This is a genomic window from Brevibacterium litoralis (genome assembly GCF_040212315.1).
GTDB lineage: Bacteria > Actinomycetota > Actinomycetes > Actinomycetales > Brevibacteriaceae > Brevibacterium > Brevibacterium litoralis.
Genome location: NZ_JBDIUY010000028.1, coordinates 148,264 through 171,882 on the forward strand (window position 1 = coordinate 148,264; position 23,619 = coordinate 171,882).

The following is a 23,619-nucleotide window of genomic DNA, read 5'->3' on the forward strand; positions in this document are numbered from 1 at the left end:
CCTCCGGGGTCAGGCGGCATCGATGCGGAGCACTGTCTCCAGGAGCACCTCGACACCGCGGACGATGTCGGTCGTGTCGGTGAACTCCTCGGGGCAGTGCGACCGGCCGTCGACCGAGGGGACGAAGATCATGCCGGTGTCGACGAAGGGCGCGAGGATCTGGGAGTCGTGCCCGGCACCGGAGAACATCCGTGCCCGGCTGATGCCGCGGTCGTCGGCGACCGCGGTGATCGTGTCCATGACGGACCCGGCCATCGGCTGCGGGTCGGAGGTCTCCAACCAGTCGATGTCGAGGGTGACGCCCCGGGTGGACGCCTCGGTGCCGGCGGCCGCCGTGAGTGCCTCCTCGGCCTCGCGCAACCACGTGCCGGAGTCCGACCGGAACTCGCCCTGGACCCGTGCGGTCTCGGTGACGACGTTGACCGCGGTCGGCGTGAAGGTGAGCATCCCGCAGGTCCCCCGGGAGGTCGGCCGCTCCCCCGCGATCCGTTCGACGGCCAGGATCGTCCCGGCCGCCGCGGTGCAGGCGTCGGCGCGGACGTCCATGGGTGTCGTGCCCGCGTGGTCCTGCCGTCCCTCGAACAGCGCGGTGAAACGGGAGATGCCGGTGATCGTCTCGACGACGCCGAGTTGGACGCCCGAGTTCTCCAGGTTCGGCCCCTGCTCGATGTGGAGTTCGAGGAAGGCCGTCACCTTCGACAGGTCGTACCGGGCCGCCAGCATCGCCTCGGGATCGATCCCCGCCTGCGGCGCCAGGGCATCGCCCATCCGCATGCCGTGCTCGTCACGCAGGTCGAACGCCTCGGGCGTGAGGACACCGGCGAAGGCGTGCGAGCCGGTACAGATCATCCCGAACCGGTTGACCTCCTCGTTGAAGAACACGACGACCACGAGGTCGTGGTGCAGCCGGGTACCGGACTCGCGCAGGGCCCGGACCACCTCGATCGCACCGAGGACCCCGACGATCCCGTCGAACCGGCCGCCGCCCTCGACGGTGTCGGTGTGTGAGCCGAGCATGATCTGCCGACCGCCGGCGGTCCCGTCACCGGGGAGGACGCCGATCACGTTCCCGGCCCCGTCGATCCGGGTGGTGAGCCCCGCGGACTCCATGAAGGCCTTGGCCCGGTGACGACCGGCCACGTCGAACTCGGTGAATGCCTGCCGGGACCAGCCGGGAAGGTCGGGAGCGACGAAACCGGCCAGGTCCTGCAGATCGGCCAGCAGCCGCTCCCCGGAGACCGGGCCCTCGGTGCTCGGCGCGGCGGAGAAGTCGCGGAGGCCGTGCTCCGGGGAGGGCGCCTCGACGGCGGGATCGGCGGAGGTGTGTGCGGATGACATGTGGGGATCTTCCTCTCGGGTGGGGATGGGAGGGGATGTGCGACAGGAGCGGTGGGATGCCGGGTTCGGGGCGGCGTCGAGCACAGGGGCAGTGGGGTGCCGCCCCCTCAGATGTCGACGGACAGGGGCGTGGCCGTGCCGCGGGACATGCGGACGACCCCGACGTCGCCCAGACCCTTGAGATGGATCTCCTCGCGGTCGGAGAACACGTAGTCGTCCGTCTTCGCGATGATGTGCGCGGTGTCCCAGTCGGTGAGGACTGTCCCGGGCTCCGCGACCGCCACCAGCCGTGCGGCCAGGTTGACCGTCGACCCGAAGATGTCCCCCATGCGGGAGAGCACCTTGCCCCAGGCGAAGCCCACCCGGGTCCGCGGCATGAGCTCGTCGGCGGCCAGACGTTCGCTCAGGGTCAGGGCGATCTCCGCGCCGGCGTGCGGGGTCTCGGCGGCGTAGAACACCTCGTCGCCGATCGTCTTGATGACCCGCCCGCCGCCGGTCGCCACGACGTTGTACACGATGTTCTGGAACCGCTTGACCATCGCGGCCAGTTCCTTCGGTTCCATCTGCTGGGCCAGACGGGTGTAGGACACGAGATCCGCGAAGCCGATCGCGCGGGCCAGCGGCATCGACGAGTCGTACCAGCCCTGCCGGTTCTCCATCGCCAGCGCCGTCGGCACGTTGACCCCCAGTCGGCCGAGCGCGTTCGACAGGTTCCGCCGCCACGCGTAGACGAGCACGTCCTCCAGCGGGTCGATGATCCCTTCGAACAGGTCGACGGCCTGTGCACGCGCCTGCACGTCGCCCAGCCCCTTCGACTCGGTGAGGTACTCGACGAGCGCCTCCATCTGCCACACGACGAGCCGGTCGGAGGTCTGCCCGATCGCCCGCGCCAGCGTCAGGGCGGTCTCGTCGTCGAGCAGGTCGCCCTGCCGGGTGAGGTCGACGACGTCCCGCAGCGCCTCGACGTCGGAGGCGGTGTAGGCCTTCTGCCCCTCGGGGATGCGGGGGAACCCGAGCGCCCGCCAGACCTGCCTGGCACTGCGCACGCTCGTGTCGGCGAGCCCGGCGACCTCCGCACGAGTGAGGACGCGGTCACCACCGAGCAGCCGCGACTCCAGGTGCTCGGCGGCCTCCCGCAGTTCGGCGACCGTCGACTCCAGCCGGCTGCGGTCCTCCTCGGTGAGCGCGTCGGCCGCGACCTCGGGGGTCACGGGACCGCGCGGTCCCTCCGGACCGGGGTCCGGCGCATCGGCGACGACGGGCACCTCGCCGGTCGTCGCGCTGCGCAGCTTCTCGAGCGCGGCGAGCCGGGCGGCCTCCTCACGGTTGGCCATCTCCTCCCGCTTGGCGCGCACCTCGTCGTAGGTGCTCTCGATCTCCTCGCGCGTGGGCGTGCGCGGGGCGTCCTCGCCGAGCGCCATCATCCCCTCGGCCGCCGCCCACCGCGGGACCTCGAACTGCATGTCACGGCGCCGCGGCAGCCCCTCGGACCGCCACCCCGGGTTCAGCCAGCTCTCGCGCAGGCGCTTGCGCCAGCTGCGCCGACGCCTGCCCGTCGCCCTCGGACCCGCGCCCGAGGCGCCCTGCCCGTCGCCACCGTCCGCGGGCGTCGCCTCCGCGGGGTTCTCCTCGCCCGGGCCCGACGTCCCCGCGTCCGAGGCGCCCTGCCCCGGGTCCTCGCCCGCGGGCCGCCCGGCCCCGCCGGACCGTTCGTGACGACCGTGGCGACCGTCGTCGGGGTGGCTCATCGCGTGGCCCTCGGGGATCCGGACGCCGACTCCGACCCGGGTTCGGACACGGACTCCACGGTCGACGCCGGGGCTTCCACCGTCGCAGCCTGCGCCCGCACGGTCCGCGCGTGGACGACGTCGCCGGCACCGACGGTGTGCACGGCGCGACCGTCGTCGACGAGCAGGGCCGCCGAGTCGTCGAGTCCGGTCGCGGTGCCCCTGAGAACCTCTCCGCCGGGCAGGTCGACGGCGACCTCGGACCCGAGGGTGATCATGTGGGTGGAGAGTCGTTCGACGACCGCGGACCGGGCGACCGTCTGACCGGCGGCCAGCGCCTGCCCGATCTCGGCCCGCAGGTGCCGCAGCACGGTGTCGAGGAGGGTGTCCCGGTCGACGTCGACGCCGCACAGGGCGACGGACGTGGCGGTGGGCACGGGCAGCTGCTCCGTGGAGAGCAGGTGGTTGAGACCGATGCCGATGACGGCCGTCAGCGTGCTCGGCACGGCTCCCGACGCAACGGCTCCCGACCCGGCGGCGGGCACCCGGCCCGCGGGCGCCTCGGGAGCGGGACGCTCGAGCGGCAGGGCACGGACGAGGATCCCGCAGATCTTGCGGCCGGAGACCAGGACGTCGTTCGGCCACTTGAGGCCGGCGTCGACGCCGAGTTCACGCAGGGCCGCGGTGACGGCCCCACCGGTCACGAGCGGCAGCCAGCCGATCCGGTCGACGGGGTAGTCGGCGGGCACGCGCACGGGCACCGAGAAGGTCAGGCAGGTGTGGGCAGGGGTGTCCCACACGCGGTCGAGACGGCCGTGCCCCGCGGTCTGGTGGGCCGTGCCGTAGACGGAGAAGTCCGGCCAGTCGCCGCCTGCCGTGAGGTCGGCGGCGAGCGCGTCGTTGGTCGACGGGCTCTCGGCGGGCCATTCGATGCGGGGTGCGGTCACCTGCGGGGTGGACACACGGGTGCCTTGCGGTTCGGGGCTGAGGTGCACCAGATCACCTTAGAGGGTTTGGTGACGGCGTACAACGGTCGTCCGAATTGCCTCGGCGGGCTACAACGCGCGCCGGAAGTGCCTAGGGTGGGGCGCATGACGATCGAGAACGACCAGACGCGCACGGTCCCCCGCACCACGGCCGAGAGGATCAGCGCATTCGAGGACCGCCGCGCCGCTGCGCACACGAGTTCGGAGAAGGGCGTGGCCGCCCAGCACCGGAAGGGCAAGCAGACCGCCCGGGAGCGGATCGACCAGTTGCTCGACCCCGGGTCGTTCCAGGAGATCGACGAGTTCGTCCGCCACCACAACACCCGGTTCGGCATGGCCGACAAGCGCCCCGACGGGGACGGCGTGGTGTGCGGTCTCGGTGAGATCGACGGCAAGACGGTCGCCGTGTTCGCCCACGACTTCACGGTGCTCGGCGGTTCGCTCGCGGAGGCCAACGGCCGCAAGATCGTCAAGGCGCAGAAGCTCGCGCTCAAGCTCGGGTGCCCGATCATCGGGATCAACGACTCCGGCGGCGCCCGCATCCAGGAGGGTGTCGGCTCCATCGCACTGTTCGCGGAGATCTTCCACTACAACGTCAAGTCCTCCGGTGTGATCCCGCAGATCAGCCTCATCATGGGTCCCTCGGCCGGGGGCGCGGTGTACTCGCCGGCACTCACCGACTTCACGATCATGGTCGACGGCACCTCGCACATGTACATCACCGGGCCGGACGTCATCCGCACGGTCACCGGTGAGGAGGTCGGCCACGAGGAGCTCGGCGGCGGCCGGACCAACAACTCCGTGAGCGGCAACGCCCACTACCTCGCCAGCGACGAGGAGGACGCCCTCGACTACGTGAAGGACCTCCTGTCCTTCCTGCCGCAGAACAACATGGACTCGGCCTCCGTCGACGGCTCCGTCGAGCCCTTCACCCAGGACCTCGCGGCCACCGCCGACGACGAGGCGCTCGACGCCCTCGTCCCGGACTCCGCGAACCAGCCCTACGACATCCTCGACGTCGTCCGCACCGTCGTCGACGAGGGCGAGTTCCTCGAGACCGGCGAACTCTTCGCGCCCAATGTCGTCACCGGGTTCGCCCGGGTCGAGGGTCGCAGCGTCGGCATCATCGCCAACCAGCCCATGCAGCTGGCCGGCACGCTCGACATCGACGCCTCGGAGAAGGCCGCCCGGTTCGTCCGCTTCTGCGACGCCTTCGGCCTGCCGATCCTCACCTTCGTCGACGTCCCCGGCTTCCTGCCGGGCACCGACCAGGAGTACGGCGGCATCATCCGCCGGGGCGCCAAGCTCATCTACGCCTACGGCGAGGCGACCGTCCCCCTCATCACCGTCATCACCCGCAAGGCCTACGGCGGCGCCTACTGCGTCATGGGATCCAAGCAGTTGGGCGCCGACCTCAACCTCGCCTGGCCGAGCGCGCAGATCGCCGTGATGGGCGCCCAGGGTGCCGCGAACATCCTGTACCGCCGCGACCTCAAGGCCGCCGAGGACACGGGCCAGGACGTCGAGGCCCTCCGGGCCGATCTCATCCAGGACTACGAGGACGAACTCCTCAATCCCTACCTCGCCGCGGAGGAGGGCTACATCGACGCCGTCATCCGCCCTTCCGAGACCCGCGAGCGGATCGTCCGCGGCCTGCGTGCGCTCTCGAACAAGCACGTCGAGTCGCCGGCCCGCAAGCACGGGAACGTGCCGCTGTGACCGGGGCACCTCAGGACCCCACCGCTCCCGAGGCGCCCCGCCCTCCCGAGACCCCCGCCGGTGACACCGGTGGGGGCGCCTCGGCGACGGTCGGCAGCACGGACGTGACCCCCTCGGGCAGCGCGGCCGGTGCCCCGGTGCGCGGCGCCCGGGACGACCGGGAGGCCCAGTTGGCCCGCGAGGCGGCGGTCGCCGCGATCGTCGCGCTGCGGCAGGCGGTGAATGCCTCCGCCGGGGACGGGGAGCCGACCGAGCTCAACGCCGAGGGCGCTCCCCCGGCACCCGGTGACACCGTGACCCGCCGGACGACTCCCTACGGTGCCCCGGCGCGGCAGATCCGCCGGACGAAGCGCGGAACCTGGCGCGCCCGGCTCTGACCCGTATCGAGAGGGCGCACATCCGTGGATTCCACTCAGGGATCCGCGGATGTGCGCCCTCTCGCCTTCAGCAGCGGTGGGGTGCGACTCGGGCGGCGTTGAACACAGCCCTCTCGACTTCAGGCGCGTGTGCGCGCGGGTTCCTCGTCGTCCTCGATGACCCGGCGGGTGGGCCGGTCCGGGGTCGAACCCTCCGCCGGTTCCTTCTCCTCACCCGCTTCGCCACCCGCCACGTCCTCGCGGCGGTGGAACGGACGTCGGCCACGGCCGAAGTGCAGCACGGAGTAGGCCACGATCGAGAGCACGACCATGACGATCGCGGCGAGCCACAGACCGTCGTAGCCGAACAGACTGCGGACCCCGCCGTAGACGACGGGGCCGAACCCGAACCCGGCGTCCATCATGAGGAAGAACGAGGCCGTCGCGGTGCCCGACCGGGCCAGGCCCGCGCAGTTGATGGTGATCGCCTGGAGGCACGACATGAGCGATCCCCAGCCGGCACCGGCCAGGCCGCCGGCGACGACGAACATCCAGGTCGCGTCGCCGAGGAGGATGAGACCGAGGGATCCCAGGAAACACAGGTACAGCGGGTAGACGACGACGTTGTCGCCGTACCGGTCCTGGACCCGCCCGAGGGTCAACCGCGTGATGAGCGAGACGATCGCGAAGGAGAGGAAGAACAGGGGCGCCACGTCGAACATCGACAGGGACTTCGTGTACTCGGCCAGGAACGTCATGACGGACGCATAGCCCATACCGCCGAGTAGCGCGATGAACCCGATCCGAATCCCGTGGCGGTCGAGCACCCGGCGCAGGCCGAAGTTCTTCAGCCGCAGCTTCTGGGGTTCCCCCTTTTGCGGGATCTTGAGGAAGAACAGGCCGATGAACGGGATGACCGTCACCGCGATGGCCGCGAAGAACAGTGCGTCGTACCCGATCCGGTCGACGAGTGTGATCGCGAGGAAGGGTCCGAGGGCGGCGGCGAGCGTCGTCGAGGTCGCGAAGTAGCCGGTTCCCTCACCCCGCCGGGGGCCGGGGATGATGTCCTGCACGCTCGCCATGAGACCCGTGTGTCCAACCCCGAAGGTGAGTCCGTGGACGAACCGCACCGCGATGAGGAACCACACGGAGTCGGCGACCAGATAGGCGCACGAGGCGAGGATCGCGAGTCCGATGGCGATGAGGATCGTCCGGTACCGATTGCCGAGGTCGAGCAGCGGCCCGGCGATGAGGCGCGCGCCGATCGCCCCGATGACGAACCCGCTGGCCGCCAGTCCGGCGACCGCGTCGGAGGCGGAGAACCGGGTCACCGCGTACCCGACCATCGAGGTGATGAGCAGGTAGAAGGTGAACGAGAAGAATATGGCGATGCACAGCGCGAGGACGAAGTCCTTCGTCCACAGGCGACCAGCGGGCACGGGTGTTCGACGACCTTTCATGCGAGACGTCGGTGCGGGTCGGACCGCGTGGTCCGGCTCTCACGCGGCGGGGATGCGGACAGCGGGAGGTGACGGCGCCGGGCACCGGTGCGCGGCGGGCCGTCCTTCTCATTAGAACAGAACGGGGTCCGGAAGGAAAGACGATTCCTTCACACTGTGCAAATATGAGCGATCGTTCGGTGGAACGCCTTCACACCTTCTCCCTCACCCGCCGCGGGCGTCCGCCGGCGCTGCGGCCGTGGAGCAGAGCGTAGGCGAGGCCGGCGAGCACGACGAGACCTGCGGCGACCCGGTACATGCCGGGCGCGCCGAGCGCGGTCGACACGGCCCCCAGGAGCACGGGACCGACGCCGAACCCTGCATCGAGCATGAAGAAGAAGGAAGAGGTCGCCACTCCGGTGCGTTCCGGACCGGCGGCCTTCACCGCGATGGCCTGGAGTCCGGACATGAGGGTGCCCCATCCCGCTCCGGCGAGGATCCCCGCGATCGCCACACCCCACGGGCCGAGGTCGACGGACACGACGAGGAGGGCCGCCGCGTAGACGGCGAAGAGGGGGTACATGACGGGGTTGTCACCCAGCCGGTCCTGGACGCGCCCGAGGAACAGTCGGGCGATCACGGTCCCGAGTGCGAAGACGAGGAAGAAGACCGCGGCGGCGTTCGGCATCCCCCGCTCGGCGGTGTACCCGGCGAGGAACGCCATGATCGAGGAGTACGCGACCCCACCGATCAACATGACCGATCCCATCCGCACACCGTCCGGATCGAACAACCCACGCGGATCGAGCGCACGCCACGCGAAGGGTTCGGACTCCCGCTGCGGGATCCGGATGAAGAGGAGCACCACGACGGCCAGGAGGGCGAAGGCCGTGGCACAGGCGAACAGCCAGACGTGTCCCGGCCCGTTGACGAGCACCACTCCGAGGAGCGGGCCGAAGGCCGTCGCGAGCACGGTCGAGGTCATGAAGTAGCCGGTCCCCTCGGCCCGACGGTGTGCCGGGATGAGCGACTGTACTGCGGCGGACACCGTCGTGTGCGCGACCCCGTAGGCCAGGCCGTGGAGCAGGCGCAGGACGATGAAGAGCCCCACCGTGGGCGCGAACGGGTAGAGCAGGCAGAACACGACGGAGGCGAGAGCCCCGACGAGCATGAGCCTGTAGCGACCGACGACGTCCATGAGCGGCCCGACGAACATCCGGGCACCCAGCGCCCCGACGACGAACCCGGTGGCGGCGAAACCGGACACCGAGTCGCCGACCCCGAAGGTCGCCACCGCGTACCCGGCGACCGCGGAGACGAGCAGGTAGAAGACGAAGGCGAGACACGCGGTGAACGCGAAGGCGAGCGCGAAATCCCTGGTCCAGATGGCGTCCCGGTCCGCGTGTCGCGCCTGTTCCATGTGCTCGTCGTCCGTCCTCTCCGTGACTCTCCGTCCCCGGCTCTCCGTCTCGGATTCTCCGTCTCCGTGTATACCGGGGACACCGTGCGGAGATTACTCCGATTCCCGGAGGGAGGAGGCGGGGCGGTCGATAATGGAACGAGAATCACCACGCCGGCCCGGAGCAGGTCCGTCGACCGGACGTCTGATTAGAGTGAACCCCATGACAGAACTCCCCCAGCGCACCCCGTCCCCCGTCGATGCCGTCGCCGAGGCCCACGCCCAGGGCCTCCTCGACCTGCACCCCTCGCTCCACGTCGAACTCGGCGTCCCGGGCAGGGAGACCGAGCTCGACGACTTCTCCCCGGCCGCCTCCGCCGCCGAGGCGCAACTGCGCGCGAGAACTCTCTCCGAGCTGGCCGCCGCCGAGGACCGGGCCCGGGCCGCCGGCACCCTCGACGCCGTCGACGAGGTCACCCTCGACGCCATGCGCGAGCGTCTGGGCGTCGAGGACGACATGCACACCGCCGGACTCGACCGTGGCGTCGTCAACGTCATCCACTCCCCCGTCCAGCGGATCCGTGACTTCTTCGACCTCGTGCCGACCGCGACCGTCACCGACTGGGAACACAACGCCGCCCGTCTCCGGCAGGTCGGGCAGGCACTGACCGGTCACCGCGAGGACATCCTCGCCACCCACCGCGAACTCGACCGGGTCCCGGCCCGCCGCCAGGTGCTCAAGGTCGCCGAGCAGGCGGCGGCCGCGGCGGAGGAGGGCGGTCACTTCGACCGGTTCGTCGCCGGTGCCACCGAGGCAGGCGCCTCGGACGCGTTGCAGACCGAGCTCGCCGTTGCCGCTGCCGAGGCCCGTGCCGCCTACGCGGAGACCGCGCGGTTCCTGCGCGACGAGGTCGCACCCCTCGCGCGGGAGACCGATGCCGTGGGCCGTGACGAGTACGCGATCCACAGCCGGTACTTCCTCGGTGCCGACGTCGACCTCGAGGAGACCTACGCCTGGGGCCTCGAAGAGCTCGTGCGGATCGATGCCGAGCAGAAGGAGATCGCCCACCGTCTCTACCCCGGTGAGTTCTCCGACGAGAACGCGGTCTCCGGCGCCATGGCCCGCCTCGACGCCGACCCCGCCCGCAAGCTCCACGGACTCGACGGGCTGCGGGAATGGATGCAGCGCACCGCCGACGAGGCGCTGGCCGCCGTCGACGGCACGCACTTCGACATCCCGGAACCCATGCGCACGATCGAGGCGATGGTCCTGCCCGACGGCACCGGCGGCATCTACTACACCGCGCCGTCCTCGGACTTCAGCCGTCCCGGCCGCATGTGGTGGTCGGTGCCGACGGGCGTCGAGGAGTTCACCACCTGGCAGGAGCGCACGACCGTCAACCACGAGGGCGTGCCCGGCCACCACCTGCAGATCGGCCTGGCCACGTACCTCCAGGACACGCTCAACACCTGGCGCCGCAGCCTGTGCTGGGTCTCCGGCCACGGTGAGGGCTGGGCGCTGTACTCGGAGAAGCTCATGGCCGAGCTCGGTCTCATGGACGAGCCGGGTGACTACATGGGTGTGCTCGACTCGCAGCGGCTGCGCACCGCGCGGGTGTGCCTGGACATCGGCGTGCACCTGGGGTTGCAGGCCCCGGCCTCGATCGGCGGGGGCACGTGGAACGCCGAGAACGCCTGGACGTTCCTCACCGACAACGTCGCGATGGACCGGAGCTTCCTGGCCTTCGAGCTCGACCGGTACCTCGGCTGGCCGGGCCAGGCGCCCTCGTACAAGATCGGGCAGCGCCTGTGGGAGCAGTCGCGGGACACCGCCCGGGCCGCTGCCGAGGCGTCCGGCCGCACCTTCGACCTCAAGGCGTTCCACATGGACGCCCTGTCGCTCGGCTCCGTCGGGCTCGACACGCTCACCCGGGCCCTCACCCGCTGACGAGGTGCCCACAGTGCCCTGAACCGCCCTTCCGTAACCGGAACCGCCCCGATATCGTTGACGACCCCCGATATGTCAGCACATATCGGGGGTCGTCAACGATATCGGGGCGGTGGGGTTCCGGGGTGGGGGCGGAGTCAAGCACAGCCGGGGCGGCGTCGCTCAGCGGAGCACCAGATCGGCGGTGCGTTCTCCGGCCACCGCGCCGAGGACGATTCCCCACATGCCCATCCCGGAGCACAGGTAGCCGCGACCACCCACACGTCGCAGCGCCGGGCGGCCGTCGGTGGGCACCGGGCGGGCGCCCACCCACTCGTCGGTGCGCGCGTGCAGGTCGAGTCCCTCGACGCAGGGCTCGAGCGTCCGGACGATCCCCTCGATGCGGCGCGGGTCGAGGGGCGCGTCCGGGTCGGCGAACTCCATGGTCCCGGCCACCCGCATCCCGCCGCGGTAGGGCGTGAGCACGACGCGCTGGGCCGGTAGGTACACCGGACCGGGCGGCATGTGGGACTCCTCGACCGGGACCGTGAACGAGTACCCCCGACCGCTGGCCTGGCCCGTCCGGGCACGTCGGCCCCAGATCCGGGCGACCAGGTCGTCGGACCAGGCACCTGCGGCCACGAGCACCCGGTCAGCGTTCCACGTGGCACCGGTCGAATCGACGAGTCCCACCGTCTTCGTCCCCTCGTGGCCGGTGACGACCTCGACCCCGCCGTGGAACTCCACGCCCAGTTCCCGGGCCAGTCGGACGAGGTCCGCGCAGTAGGCGCCCGGGTCCATGTACGCCTGGCCGGTGAGTTCGAGCGCGTGGGTGACCCGCCCGGAGAACCACGGCTTCCCCGCGTCGACCCGGCTCGCCGCGACGTCCACACCGGTCGCCGCGAGGACCTCGACCTCGTGTGCGAAGGCCGCCAGGTCGTCCTCGGAGGTCGTCCCGATCGTGAAGGGTGCCCGCACGATCGGCTCCCGCACACCGCGTTCGGCCAGGCGGTCGTAGGCGGCGAGCGCCTGGGTCGTCCAGGACGCGGCGGCATCGATCGCCTGGTGGAACCTCCGCTCGGTCATCTGGGAGGCGAACCGCGCGAGGAACACGGCCAGGCGCGGTGTGAGGCGCGGGATCGACAGCGGGGCGTCCCGGTCGGTGAATGCGGTGATCCCGTGCTTCCAGGCCCCGGGTTCGGCCAGGGGTACGACGAGGCCGGGAGACACCCATCCGGCGTTGCCCCAGCTCGCCCGGTGTGCGAGATCCGCTCCCCCGACCGGCTCCCGATCGAGCACCGTGACCCGGGCACCCCGGGCGGCGAGATTCACCGCCGAGGCGAGTCCCACGATCCCGGCACCCACGACGATGACGTGCATACCCCACTCCCTTTCGTTCCCGAGTTGTTCCCAGAGCACATTCGTATCACCCGAACCGACGACGAGGCGCCCTGCACGTCAGATGAGAAGTGCAGGGCACCTCGGCAGCGAGCGCCGGGCCGGAACGATCCGGTTGCGTCGGGGATCGGACCTGGGCGCCTCGGCAACGAGCGCCGGGCCGCAACGATCCGGTTGCGTCGGGGATCGGACCAGGGCGCCTCGGCAACGAGCGCCGGGCCGGAACGATCCGGTTGCGTCGGGGATCGGACCACGGCGCCTCGGCAGCGGGAATCAGGCCAGGTGCTTGCTCATCCGTTTCTCGACGAGCACCGACAGCCACGAGGCCGGGATGCTCACCATCGCGTAGAGCAGGCCGGCCATGATGAACATGTAGAGGTGCTGGAAGTTCTGCGCCGAGGCGGAGTAGGTGATCGCCATGAGTTCGCGGACCGTCACCGTGTAGGCGAGCGAGGTCGACTGGAAGGTGAGGATCGCGAAGCCCATGATCCCCGGCAGTGCGATCCGCCAGCCCTGCGGCAGGATGATGTACCGCATGGTGTCGAGCTCCGTCATCCCGAGCGCCTCGGCGCCCTCGATCTCGTTCTGGGAGACGGCGGAGAACCCGCCGCGCAGGTACTCGGCGCAATAGGCTCCGACCATGATCGACAGGGCCACGCCGGAGGACAGGAACGCCGAGAGGGTGAGGCCCGCCTCGGGCAGCCCGAAGTACATGAAGTACAGGAGCACGAGGGCCGGCAGGCCACGGCCCACCTCGATGACGACGATCGCCGCGATGCGGAGCACGTTGTTCTTCGCGCGGGCCGCGAAGGCGAGCACGGTCGCCAGGGGCAGACCGAGGGCCAGCGCCACGAGCGTGAGCAGGGCGGAGGTCTTGAGACCCCCGAGCTGGTTCGGCAGCCATTCGGCTGCGAGTTCGAGCAGGGTCGTCATTTCGCCACCACCGCACTGAGCTTCTCGTCGGCCACGCGGGACAACAGCCCGACGGGGATACTGATGAGGACATAGACCAGACCGGCGAGGGCGAAGACGGTGAGTCCGTCACCGCCGCTGCGGGCGTAGTTGTTCGACAGGAACACGATCTCCGCCACGCCGATCGTCGAGGCGATCGAGGAGTCCTTGAGGAGTCCGATGCCGTAGGTCGTGTAGCCGGGGATCGCCACGCGCCAGGCCTGCGGTGCGACGATCGACTTCCACGTGTCGAAGTCGGTCATGCCGAGCGCCCGGGAGGCCTCGAACTGGCCGACGTTCACGGACCCGACCGCGCCGCGGAACACCTCGGAGAGGTAGGCGGCACTGATGATGCCCAGGCCCAGGACGGCGGCGCCGAAGGACGAGAGCTTGAAGTCACCGAAGTCGAGGCCGAAGTAGAGGATGAACAGCCACACGACGATCGGGACGCCGCGGATGAGGTCGATGATCGCCCGGGACAGGCCGCGCAGGGGCGCGAAGGGCGAGAGGGACAGGCCGAGCAGCGGCAGGGCGAGCACCGTACCGAGTGCCATGGCCACGACGGTGACCGCCAACGTGAGCGGGACACCGGTGATGACTGCGAGGAGGACGTCGGGCACGACACTCACCTCTGCAGGACGGCATGGAGGAACGACTGTGCCCGCTCGGTCTGCGGGTCCGCCATGATCCGCTGGGGGTCCCCCTGCTCGATGATGTGACCGTCGGCCATGACGACGAGGTCGTCGGAGACGTCGCGGGCGAAGGCCATCTCGTGGGTGACGACGATCATCGTCATGCCATCGGAGGCGAGTTCCTTCATGACCTCGAGGACCTCGACGCCCACCTCGGGGTCGAGGGCCGAGGTCGGCTCGTCGAAGAGCATGACCTCCGGATCGAGGGCGAGCGCCCGGGCGATGGCGATGCGCTGCTGCTGACCACCGGAGCACCGGTTGGGGTACTCCGGACCCTTGTCGCCGAGCCCCATGCGTTCGAGGAGCTGCTGGGCACGTTCCTCCGCCGCGGCCTTCGACCGACCGAGGATCCGCTGCTGCGGCAGGGCGATGTTCTTCATCACCGTCATGTGCGGAAACAGGTTGAAGTGCTGGAAGACCATACCCGCGGTGCGGCGCAGGCCGTAGAGCTCGTTCTTCGTGAACTTCGTCCCGGCGTCCACGCTGTGCCCGGCGATCTCGATCGTGCCGGAGTCGGGACGCTCCAGGTAGTTGAGGCAGCGGAGCACGGTGGACTTGCCGGCGCCGGAGGGACCGATCATGGCGGTCACGGTGCCTTCGAGGACGGACAGGTTGACGTTCTCCAACACGACGTTGTCGCCGAACGCCTTGGCGAGGTTCTTCACCTCGACGACCGGCTTCCGGTCGGGGAACCGGTCCTTCGGGTTCTCGATCACGAGAGGGTTCTCCTCGGTCGGGAGATCTCCGGGGTGGAGATCACGGAAAGGGATGGGAGGGGACGGCCGAGGCGCCACGGGGTCGGTGACCACGTGGCGCCTCGGCGTGCCGGGAGTGGCGAGGTCACTCGATCAGGCGCGGTTCGCCGACCTCGGCGGAGGAGGCGGGCAGGCCGTAGGACTCGAGGAACTCGACCATGGTGCCGTCCTCGTGCCAGGTGGTGACGGTGGCGTCGACGGCCTCACGGAAGTCCGCGTACTGGTCGTCGGAGGACATGATGAAACCGGACTGGGCGGCCTCGACCGAGGAGGCGACGCGGTCGTCGGGCTCGATGGCGGCGACCTCGTAGTCCGAGCCCTCGAAGGCCGGGATCGCGGCACCGAAGCTGTCGAGACCCACGTCGATGCGGCCGGCCTCGAGGTCGTTCTTCATCTCGACGTTCGAGGGGTAGATCTGCAGGTTGTCGGCACCCATGACGTCCTGCATGTCCGGGACCCACAGGTAGCCGTCGACCGTGCCGACCTTCATCGACTCGATGTCGGAGACGGTCGTGAGTCCGTCGGTGGAGATGATCGCCATCTCGTCGAGGAAGGTGGGGGTCGAGAAGGTGATGACCTCGGAGCGCTCGACGGTGCGGTAGTAGTCACCGATGCCGATGTCCGCACGGCCCTGCTGGACCGTGGGCACCGTGTTCGCGTAGGTGACCTCCTCGTAGGCGACCGTCAGGCAGTTGTCCGCCGCGATCTGCTCCATCATGTCGTTCTCCATGCCCTCGCCGCCGGGCGACGAGTAGGGCGGGAACTCCGGCACGGCCACGGTGAGCTGGCCCTCCGCCACGGTGGTGAACTCGTACGCGGGGGTGCAGTCCTCGGCGACCTCGCCGCCGCCGGCCTCCGTGTCCGGCTCGGTCGACTCGCAGGCGGTCAGGGTGATGCCGGCCAGCACGGCGGCAGCGGACACAGCGAACACTTTCTTCATGTCGTCTCTCGTCTCCTCATGGTGTGGGGCGGGTCCGGTGCACTGATCCACCGCTGGTAACCCACCTCACATTGCGTGTTATCGATTACCTTTCACGAGGCTCTCCGAGTGCGTCAAATCACTTAGTGGTCCCAGTGGATTCCGTTACACAAATGTCACTGCGGAGAGGAGTGCTGCCCCGTTCCCCGGTGGAAGCAGCAGCCGGTCGAAACGTGCGGGACACATCGGAGTGCAGCCGTCGGACACATCGCAACGCGGGGAGGAACGGAAACGTGGCGGAGGTCATCCGTCCCGTCACCCGGGCGTTCCAGGCCGTCCGGGGTGACGAGGCCGTACGATTCACGTGACGCCCAGGATCGACCGGCAAGGTGGCCGGCGGGACCTCGCCGAACCCGACTCACCAGGAGGAACAGGACCCCCGTGTCACTCTTCGCCAGGAACGCCCCGACCCCGCGGTACACGCTGCGGCAGGAGGCCTACGACCTCATCAAACACGCCCTGCTCGCGGGCGAGGTCAAGCCGGGGCGCGTGCTCTCCGCGAATGCGATCTCGACCGAACTGGACATGTCCAACAGCCCGGTCCGCGAGGCGCTCATGGACCTCGTGGGCGAGGGACTCCTCGAGGTCGTCCGCAACCGGGGATTCCGGGTGCACGAGAACTCCGAGGACGACCGCCGGGAGATCCACCAGATGCGGTCGATCATCGAGGTGACGGCCATGCAGCGACTGGCCGAACGCGGGCTCACGGACGCCGAGATCGTTCAGGCGCGCCGGCTGTGTGCCGCGACCGTCGAACCCTCCCCCGGTGACACCGACGAGGCGGCCCTGTCCGACGAGCCCCTCCCCCACACCGTGCGCTACCTCGACGCCGACCAGGACATGCACATGTTCCTCATCGGGCTGTTGGACAACGCCCGTCTCACGGCCACGGTCCGGCGTCTGCGTGACCAGACCCGCGTGGGCGGGGCGCTGGTCGACATGCCGCAGTCCAAGGTGAGCTGGTGGAGTTCCGAGCACACCGCCCTCATCGACGGACTCGTCGCCCGGGACGTCGAGAAGGTCGGCCGGGTCATGCGCCGCCACGTCGACGCCGTCCACGACTACATCGTGGAAGAGGAATCCGAGGGCTGAGCGCCGCCCTCCTCGACTCTCAGAGCTCCTGACGGAGTTGCGTCGCCACGGCGAGGGCGCGACGGGTGGTCGACTCCTCGGCACCGTACTCCGGCAGGCAGTCGGTGAGGAGGACGACCAGTTGGTCGCCGAGCACCCGGTCGCCGAGGTCCGGCACCGGTCGGGCGTCCGCCGCGAGTGCCGACAGGGACGCCAGTGCCTCCTGGATCCGCACGCGACCGCCGGCCTCGAGGTCGGCGGGCTTGATCCCGGCCATCCGGACACGCAAACGGCGGATCTCCTGGAGGAGATCCGCCGCTGCGTCGTTCATGTGCCCAGTCTATCCGCGGGCCGGAAGGGTGTCAGCCGCCACCCCGGATGTATCAGTCGCCACCCCGGATGTAACTGAGGATCCGGAGGATCTCGATGTACAGCCAGATGAGCGTCGTCATGAGGGAGAACGCGAAGAACCACGAGTACTTCTCGGGCACCTGGTTCTGCACGGCCACCTCGACCTGGTTGAAGTCGGAGATGAGCGTCATCGACGCGAGGATCACGGCGATGCCGGAGATGAGGATGCCCAGCGGCATGTCGATGCCCATGATCGAGATCTCCATGGTGCGCGCACCGCCGGTGCCGGTGGCCATCGCGAACACGAAGTTCACCAGCGAGAAGACGGCGTAGCCGCCGACCGCGAAGAGCAGGAACTTGTTGAAGCCGCTCGTCACGCGGACGATACGGAACTTGTAGAGACCGAAGCAGACGGCCGCGACACTCAGCGTGGCGAGCACCGCCTGGACGACGATGCCCGGGTACATGGCGTCGAACAGCGCGGAGATGCCACCGAGGAACACGCCCTCGACCGCGGAGTACGCGATGACCAGGCCCTTGCTCGGTTCCTTCTTGAAGCAGATGATGAGCGCGAGCACGAGGCCCACGAGCATCGCGGGCAGCCCGAGGATCGGCACCATCCACCCGACGGCGGCACCGACGAGCAGGATCGCGAAGTTGATCGCCGTCTTCATGATGACGTCGTCGAACTGGAGCGCGCGCTCCTTCTGCGGGCGTGCCTCCGGCCCGGCAGCCGGGGCGGAGTACATCTCCTGCAGACGCGCGGCGTCCATGTCGGTGTACTGGGGAGAGCGTGCATCGCGCACGCCCTGCTTGACCATACGGCCCATGAGGGGGTTGCTCACTGTACCTCCGTGAGAGTCGTGTCGGATTGCAAGAATCCTACTGGTCACACCTGACATCCGCCTGGGGACGGCTCCCCCGCGGGTGAACGTTCGATAACGATCTCCTGCTGCCGAGGTGCCCTGCCCCGGGTACCTCGCCCGCGGTGCGCCGAACGGCCGTCACCCGCCGAGGCTGTAGCTCGTCGCCGCGCCCGGGCCGAAGGGGATGCCCGTCGCCCACCAGGCGAAGAAGAGGATGCCCCAGGTGATGAACATACCGAAACTCAACGGGATCGTGAGCGACAGGAGCGTGCCGATACCCGCGTCCTTCTTGTAGCGCTGGATGAAGCCCAGGATCATGATGAAGTACGGGCTCATGGGCGAGATGATGTTCACCGTCGAGTCACCGATGCGGTACACGGCCTGGGTGGTCTCCGGGGAGATCCCCAGCAGCATGAGCATGGGCACGAGCACCGGGGCGAGCAGAGTCCACAGACCCGAGCCCGAGGTGATGAACAGCGCGGCGATCGCCACGAGGAAGTACGTGCCGAGCAGGATGACGAAGGTGCTCGCCCCCATCGACTGGAACAGTTCCGCTCCCTTGATCGCGAGGATCTCGCCGAGCGAGGACATCTTGAACAGGGCCAGGAACTGCGAGGCCGCGAAGAACAGGACGAGCACCTGGATGAACGGTGCCAGTCCCTTGACCATCATCTCCGGGACGTCGTCCCACTTCCGGATCGTCTTCACCGCGACGCCGTACATGATGCCGAGGATCCAGAACCCGAACCCGATGATCGCCGCGATCCCCGCCATGAGGCCGGACTCGGGGCCGAAGCCGCCCTCGGCGTCCCGCAGGAACGAGTTCGCCGGCCACGCGAGTGCGACGACGATGCCGATGCTGATGACCAGGCCGATCGCGGCGACGACCATGCCGCGCTTCTCCTCCGGCGTGATCTCGGAGAGCCGGTGGTCCTCCTCGGTCTCCTGAATGTCCGCGTCGATCGTCATCTGCTGCCCGCGCTTGTTGAGCAGCAGCTCGGTGACGAGGGTGACGCCGATGGCGACGGCGAACATCGAGACGAAGTTGAAGAACAGGTTGGCCACCGGGGTGACCGTGTAGGACTCGTCGATGATGTGCGCCGCCGAGGTCGAGATGCCACCGAGGATCGCGTCGAGGCTGTTGACGAAGGGCGCGGCGGAGTACCCGCCTGAGGTCGCCGCGTACGCGACGGCGCAGCCGATCACCGGGTTCCGTCCGACGGCCCGGAAGGCCAGGCCACCGAGCGGGATCACGATCATGTACGAGGCGTCCGAGGCCATCGAGCCGGCCGCACCGACGAGCGCGACGACGACGGTGATGTACCGCGGGTTCGTCTTCACGAGCGCCCCGCGCATGAGGGTCGGGATGAGCCCCGACCGCTCGGCCACGGCGACACCGAACATGACGACGAGCACGAGCCCGAGCGCCGGGAAGGCGGTGTAGTTGTCGACGACGCCGGAGACGATCGACCGCAGGTTCTCCATGCTCAGGAGGTTCACGGCCGTGACCGTCTCCTCCGTCGCGGGGTTCACTGCGGAGACGCCGACCGCATGGAGGACCGAGGACAGCACCATGACGATCACGGCGAGGCCGAGGAACAGCCAGAAGGGGTGCGGCAGCTTGTTGCCGACCTTCTCGATGACGACGAGGGCACGCATGAGCGGGCCCAGACGCTCCCCGTTCAGTGGGGGCGCAGTGGTGCTCACGGAGGACATGGGGATTCCTTCTTCAGGGGTTCGTGCGCGCAGGAGGGGATGGGGAGAGGGGGATTTCCCGCGTGCCACGGGCGCACGCTAGCAGCAACACGCCTTGTGCGTCACCTCACAGGGGGAACGCCTCCCACGACGCCGAGGCGCCCGCCTCCCGCACATGTGGTGTGCGGGTGGCGGGCGCCTCGGGAGCGGTCACCGGCCCGTGGGCCGGGCGATCGACTCAGCGGTGGGGTGCCGGGGTTCGGGCGGCGTCGGACTCAGCGCTCGATGTCGCCGCGGATGAACGCCTCGACGGCCTCGTGGGCGAGGTCGTCGGCCTGCTGCTCGGGCGGGGACTTCATGAAGTAGGAGGACGGGCTGATGAGCGCGCCGCCGACTCCGCGGTCCAGGCCGATCTTCGCGGCGCGGACGGCGTCGATGATGACGCCGGCGGAATTCGGGGAGTCCCAGACCTCGAGCTTGTACTCCAGGGAGACGGGGGCGTCGCCGAAGTTGCGGCCCTCGAGGCGGACGAACGCCCACTTGCGGTCGTCGAGCCAGGAGACGTAGTCGGACGGGCCGATGTGGACGTCCTTGTCCTCCAGGTGCGCGTTCGTGTTCGAGGTGACGGCCTGCGTCTTCGAGATCTTTTTCGACTCCAGGCGCTCGCGCTCGAGCATGTTCTTGAAGTCCATGTTGCCGCCGACGTTGAGCTGGTAGGTCCGGTCGAGGACGACCCCGCGGGACTCGAACAGCTTGGCCATGACGCGGTGGGTGATCGTCGCGCCGATCTGGCTCTTGATGTCGTCGCCGACGATGGGGACACCGGCGGCGCGGAACTTGTCGTCCCACTCCTTCGTCCCGGCGATGAACACCGGCAGGGCGTTGACGAAGGCGACACCGGCGTCGAGCGCGGCCTGCGCGTAGTACTCGGTGGCCTTCTGCGATCCGACGGGCAGGTAGCAGACGAGGACGTCGACGGCGCGGTCCTTGAGCACCTGGGTGACGTCGACCGGCTCGGCCTCCGACTCCTCGATCGTCTCGCGGTAGTACTTGCCCAGGCCGTCGTGCGTGGGACCGCGGTCGACGGTGACGCCGGTGGTGGGGACGTCCGCGATCTTGATCGTGTTGTTCTCGCTCGCCTCGATGGCCTCGGCGATGTCGAGGCCCACCTTCTTGGCGTCGACGTCGAAGGCGGCGACGAAGTCGAGGTCGCTCACGTGGTAGTCGCCGAACTGGACGTGCATGAGGCCGGGGACCTCGTCACCGGGCTTCGCGTCCTTGTAGTACTCGACGCCCTGGATGAGCGAGGTCGCGCAGTTGCCGAGGCCGGCGATGGCGACGCGGATCGGATTGGTAGCCACGTGGACGAACTCTCCTTCGAAGGAACTTCTGCGGTGGTGCCGTGAGCGCGGGGATCGGGCGGGTGGAACCGGGGAGCGTCCTCGGCGATCCGTGGCCCGGCGGTCTCGGCACGATCCACCATCGTACTCCTCGTTCACGGCGGACTTGAATCGTCAAACGTGGATGGGACAGGGGTCACGTCGGGCCCGTGGGGAGGCCGGGACCTCCGGGGCGCCTCGGCGGCTGGGGACGACCTCAGCTCACGACGAGCGGTTCGAGGACGAGGTCGGGGTGGGCCCGCTCGACACCCTGCAGACGCCAGCGGTCGCTGAAGAGCGCGAGGAGTTCGCCGTCGGAGCGGGAGAGCACCTCGACGCTGCGTTCGCGGGCGAGCGTGGGCACGCACTCGGGGGTGGTGCGGCGGGCGATGGAGTAGGCGAGCGATTCCAGTTTCACCGGCGCGTTGAACTCGTTGTTCATGCGGTCCTCGGCGACCTCGAACTGCATGGGGCCGACGGCGCCGAGCACGGGGGCCTGGTCGCCGCGCAGGTCCGAGCGCAGGACCTGGACGACGCCCTCGTGGTCGAGCTGCTCGATGCCCCGGCGGAACTGCTTGTACTTCGAGGAGTCCTTGGCGCGGATGACCATGAAGTGTTCCGGGGAGAAGGTCGGGATGCCGGGGAAGACGACCTTCTCGTCGAGGTAGAGGGAGTCACCGACGCGCAGGGCGCTCGCGTTCACGAGCCCGACGATGTCGCCGGGGAAGGCCTGGTCGACGACCTCGCGGCCGCGGCCGAACACCTGCTGGGCGTACTTGGTGGCGAAGGGCTTCCCGGTGGCCGCGTGGGTCGCCACCATGCCTCGCTCGAACACGCCGGAGCACACGCGGATGTAGGCCAGGCGGTCGCGGTGGTTGCGGTCCATGCCGGCCTGCACCTTGAAGACGAAGCCGGAAAAGGGCTTGTCGACGGGGCGCGGGGCGTCGTTCTCGTCGGGGCGTGCGGTCGCCTCGGGCGCGATGTCGACGAGGGCGTCGAGGATCCGGTGGACGCCGAAGTTGAGGACGGCCGAACCGAACATCACCGGGGTCGTGCGACCGGCGAGGAAGGACTCCTGGTCGTGGTCCTGCTCCTCGAGTTCGAGGAGGTCGGATTCGTCGACGGCGGTGGTCCAGGCATCGCCTTCGAGCGCCTCGGCGGCAGCGGGGTCCATGGACTCCTCCCCCGCGATCGAGGCGCCCCCGTCGTCGGTGCGCGTGTACTTGGTGTAGTCGCCGGTGAGGCGGTCGAGCACGCCGCGGAAGTCGCCGGACTGGCCGACGGGCCAGGTGATCGGGGTGGGAACCAGGCCGGTCTTCTCGCGGATCTCGTCCATGAGGGCGAGCGCGTCGATGCCGGGGCGGTCCCACTTGTTGATGACCGTGATGATCGGGATGCCACGGTGGCGACAGACTTCGAAGAGCTTCATGGTCTGCGCCTCCATGCCCTTGGCGGCGTCCACGAGCATGACGGCGGAGTCGACGGAGGACAGCACGCGGTAGGTGTCTTCGGAGAAGTCGGCGTGACCGGGGGTGTCGACGAGGTTGACGACGGTGTCGCGGTACTCGAACTGCAGCGCGGCCGAGGAGATCGAGATGCCGCGGTCCTGCTCCATCTGCATCCAGTCGGAGACGGTGTGCCGGCGACCGGCCTTGCCGTGCGTGGCACCCGCCTGGCCGATGGCCCGGGCGTGGAGGGCGAGGGCCTCCGTGAGTGTCGACTTACCGGCGTCGGGGTGCGAGATCACCGCGAAGGTGCGCCTGCGCGCGGCCTCCTCACGGATGGTCTTGGCAGGGATGTTCGACGCTTCGATGGTGTCAGGCCCGGAATTCACCGCACCATTCTAACGGCCGCGGGCCTCCGCTGACCGAGTGGGGTCCGTGACCTGCCCGACGTGGGTGGGGTGGCATTGCCCGAGTGCGAGGTCAGTGGCACTTCCCCGTGCCGGGTGATCCGCCATCCACCTCGCACTCGACCGCAGGTATGACTGCACGGCGACTCCGATCGGGACACAGCTCCGGCCGCTAGTCTGTGGTCCGATGAGCAGGAGGAAGCGCGCGCGGAACTCGCCGGAGTACACCCGGATCTCCCAGGCCTTCGCGGACGGACCGTCCGACGGGGTGGACACCGAGGAGGCCGGGAGTGATCGGTCGCCTCGACGACGGGCGGGCGCCTCCGCGGCGCGGGAAACTGCTGAGTACACGCGGGTGGCCCGCGATCCCGGCACGCGCGAGAGGTGGATCCGGCGGATCCCCGTGTTCGTCGTCGCAGTGCTCGCCGTGCCGCTGCTGTGGCTGTCGGTGACCTTCTCGCTGGAGGTCGGCAGCATCGGGTACTACGTGTTCGCGCTCGACGGGGACGCCGGGACGAAGATCGGGGTCGTGGTGCTCACGGCACTCGGGTTCGTGGGCCTGGTGGGCACGCTCGTGTTCCTGTGGCTCGCCTTCGTCCGGGCGCGGACCCGGTGGCCGTGGGTGACGACGTTGCTCGCGCTCCTGTGTGCCGGCGCGCTCCCCGCGAGTTTCCCGATCCTCGGCATGGGTGGGTGAGCTGGGCGCGGCCTGCCGGGTGTTCCGGCGGCGGGATCGAGG

Annotated in this window: 20 protein-coding genes; 5 read left to right on the forward strand and 15 right to left on the reverse strand. The window is 69.4% G+C overall.

The genetic code is table 11. The features are described 5' to 3' along the window. Positions 1-9: 9 nt before the first annotated feature. The 3 genes from AAD496_RS10795 to AAD496_RS10805 all read right to left on the reverse strand — a co-directional run bounded on the left by AAD496_RS10795 (position 10) and on the right by AAD496_RS10805 (position 4,060). On the reverse strand, positions 10-1,338 hold the full coding sequence (locus AAD496_RS10795; protein WP_349828732.1) for a M20 family metallo-hydrolase: 1,329 nt from the start codon (positions 1,336-1,338) through the stop codon (positions 10-12). Between the two features lie 107 nt (positions 1,339-1,445). Then, a complete protein-coding gene (locus AAD496_RS10800; protein WP_349828733.1) occupies positions 1,446-3,086 on the reverse strand; it encodes an adenylate/guanylate cyclase domain-containing protein in 1,641 nt (546 codons plus the stop codon). Further along, positions 3,083-4,060 carry a biotin--[acetyl-CoA-carboxylase] ligase gene (locus AAD496_RS10805; protein WP_349828734.1) on the reverse strand — a complete coding sequence of 326 codons (978 nt, stop codon included), beginning with the start codon at positions 4,058-4,060 and terminating at the stop codon, positions 3,083-3,085. Before AAD496_RS10805 ends, AAD496_RS10800 begins: the two co-directional genes overlap by 4 nt. Before the next feature lie 96 nt (positions 4,061-4,156). Here AAD496_RS10805 and AAD496_RS10810 point away from each other — a divergent pair, with 96 nt between their 5' ends. After that, positions 4,157-5,770 carry an acyl-CoA carboxylase subunit beta gene (locus AAD496_RS10810; RefSeq protein WP_349828735.1) on the forward strand — a complete coding sequence of 538 codons (1,614 nt, stop codon included), beginning with the start codon at positions 4,157-4,159 and terminating at the stop codon, positions 5,768-5,770. Beyond that, the gene (locus tag AAD496_RS10815) at positions 5,767-6,147 is read left to right on the forward strand and encodes a hypothetical protein (protein ID WP_349828736.1); all 381 of its coding nucleotides are present in this window, start codon (positions 5,767-5,769) and stop codon (positions 6,145-6,147) included. Before AAD496_RS10810 ends, AAD496_RS10815 begins: the two co-directional genes overlap by 4 nt. Positions 6,148-6,266: 119 nt before the next feature. On the opposite strand, the gene AAD496_RS10820 is transcribed toward AAD496_RS10815, so the two are convergent. Continuing rightward, positions 6,267-7,565: an MFS transporter gene (locus tag AAD496_RS10820; RefSeq protein WP_349828737.1), complete on the reverse strand. Its 1,299-nt coding sequence runs from the start codon at positions 7,563-7,565 to the stop codon at positions 6,267-6,269. Positions 7,566-7,776: 211 nt separating this feature from the next. Beyond that, positions 7,777-8,985 carry an MFS transporter gene (locus tag AAD496_RS10825; protein ID WP_349828738.1) on the reverse strand — a complete coding sequence of 403 codons (1,209 nt, stop codon included), beginning with the start codon at positions 8,983-8,985 and terminating at the stop codon, positions 7,777-7,779. A gap of 202 nt (positions 8,986-9,187) precedes the next feature. Here AAD496_RS10825 and AAD496_RS10830 point away from each other — a divergent pair, with 202 nt between their 5' ends. Then, the gene (locus AAD496_RS10830) at positions 9,188-10,912 is read left to right on the forward strand and encodes a DUF885 domain-containing protein (protein WP_349828740.1); all 1,725 of its coding nucleotides are present in this window, start codon (positions 9,188-9,190) and stop codon (positions 10,910-10,912) included. 162 nt (positions 10,913-11,074) lie between these two features. Here AAD496_RS10830 and AAD496_RS10835 read toward each other — a convergent pair whose 3' ends face one another. The 5 genes from AAD496_RS10835 to AAD496_RS10855 form a co-directional block, all read right to left on the reverse strand. Beyond that, positions 11,075-12,271, reverse strand: coding sequence for an NAD(P)/FAD-dependent oxidoreductase (locus tag AAD496_RS10835; protein ID WP_349828742.1), 1,197 nt, complete (start codon positions 12,269-12,271; stop codon positions 11,075-11,077). A 291-nt stretch (positions 12,272-12,562) separates the two neighbouring features. Continuing rightward, positions 12,563-13,222, reverse strand: coding sequence for an amino acid ABC transporter permease (locus AAD496_RS10840; RefSeq protein ID WP_349828743.1), 660 nt, complete (start codon positions 13,220-13,222; stop codon positions 12,563-12,565). Continuing rightward, complete coding sequence (locus AAD496_RS10845; RefSeq protein ID WP_349828744.1) at positions 13,219-13,860, reverse strand: amino acid ABC transporter permease; 642 nt, start codon at positions 13,858-13,860, stop codon at positions 13,219-13,221. The genes AAD496_RS10840 and AAD496_RS10845 overlap by 4 nt, the downstream gene beginning before the upstream one ends. 5 nt (positions 13,861-13,865) lie before the next feature. Then, positions 13,866-14,648: an amino acid ABC transporter ATP-binding protein gene (locus AAD496_RS10850; RefSeq protein ID WP_349828746.1), complete on the reverse strand. Its 783-nt coding sequence runs from the start codon at positions 14,646-14,648 to the stop codon at positions 13,866-13,868. Between the two features lie 124 nt (positions 14,649-14,772). Then, the gene (locus AAD496_RS10855) at positions 14,773-15,627 is read right to left on the reverse strand and encodes a substrate-binding periplasmic protein (protein WP_349828747.1); all 855 of its coding nucleotides are present in this window, start codon (positions 15,625-15,627) and stop codon (positions 14,773-14,775) included. A gap of 420 nt (positions 15,628-16,047) precedes the next feature. Here AAD496_RS10855 and AAD496_RS10860 point away from each other — a divergent pair, with 420 nt between their 5' ends. Further along, positions 16,048-16,758 (forward strand): GntR family transcriptional regulator, encoded by a 711-nt coding sequence (locus AAD496_RS10860; protein WP_349828748.1) that lies wholly within the window; start codon positions 16,048-16,050, stop codon positions 16,756-16,758. A 19-nt stretch (positions 16,759-16,777) separates the two neighbouring features. On the opposite strand, the gene AAD496_RS10865 is transcribed toward AAD496_RS10860, so the two are convergent. The 5 genes from AAD496_RS10865 to AAD496_RS10885 all read right to left on the reverse strand — a co-directional run bounded on the left by AAD496_RS10865 (position 16,778) and on the right by AAD496_RS10885 (position 22,862). After that, complete coding sequence (locus tag AAD496_RS10865; protein ID WP_349828749.1) at positions 16,778-17,068, reverse strand: hypothetical protein; 291 nt, start codon at positions 17,066-17,068, stop codon at positions 16,778-16,780. Positions 17,069-17,120: 52 nt separating this feature from the next. After that, on the reverse strand, positions 17,121-17,933 hold the full coding sequence (locus AAD496_RS10870) for a Bax inhibitor-1/YccA family protein (RefSeq protein ID WP_349828751.1): 813 nt from the start codon (positions 17,931-17,933) through the stop codon (positions 17,121-17,123). Positions 17,934-18,092: 159 nt separating this feature from the next. Continuing rightward, complete coding sequence (locus AAD496_RS10875) at positions 18,093-19,670, reverse strand: AbgT family transporter (protein WP_349828752.1); 1,578 nt, start codon at positions 19,668-19,670, stop codon at positions 18,093-18,095. A 254-nt stretch (positions 19,671-19,924) separates the two neighbouring features. Further along, on the reverse strand, positions 19,925-21,010 hold the full coding sequence (locus AAD496_RS10880) for an inositol-3-phosphate synthase (RefSeq protein WP_349828753.1): 1,086 nt from the start codon (positions 21,008-21,010) through the stop codon (positions 19,925-19,927). A gap of 235 nt (positions 21,011-21,245) precedes the next feature. Then, positions 21,246-22,862, reverse strand: coding sequence for a peptide chain release factor 3 (locus AAD496_RS10885; RefSeq protein WP_349828754.1), 1,617 nt, complete (start codon positions 22,860-22,862; stop codon positions 21,246-21,248). Positions 22,863-23,067: 205 nt separating this feature from the next. Between AAD496_RS10885 and AAD496_RS10890 the strand changes: the two genes are divergently transcribed. Further along, a complete protein-coding gene (locus tag AAD496_RS10890) occupies positions 23,068-23,577 on the forward strand; it encodes a hypothetical protein (RefSeq protein ID WP_349828755.1) in 510 nt (169 codons plus the stop codon). The last annotated feature ends 42 nt before the right edge of the window (positions 23,578-23,619 follow it).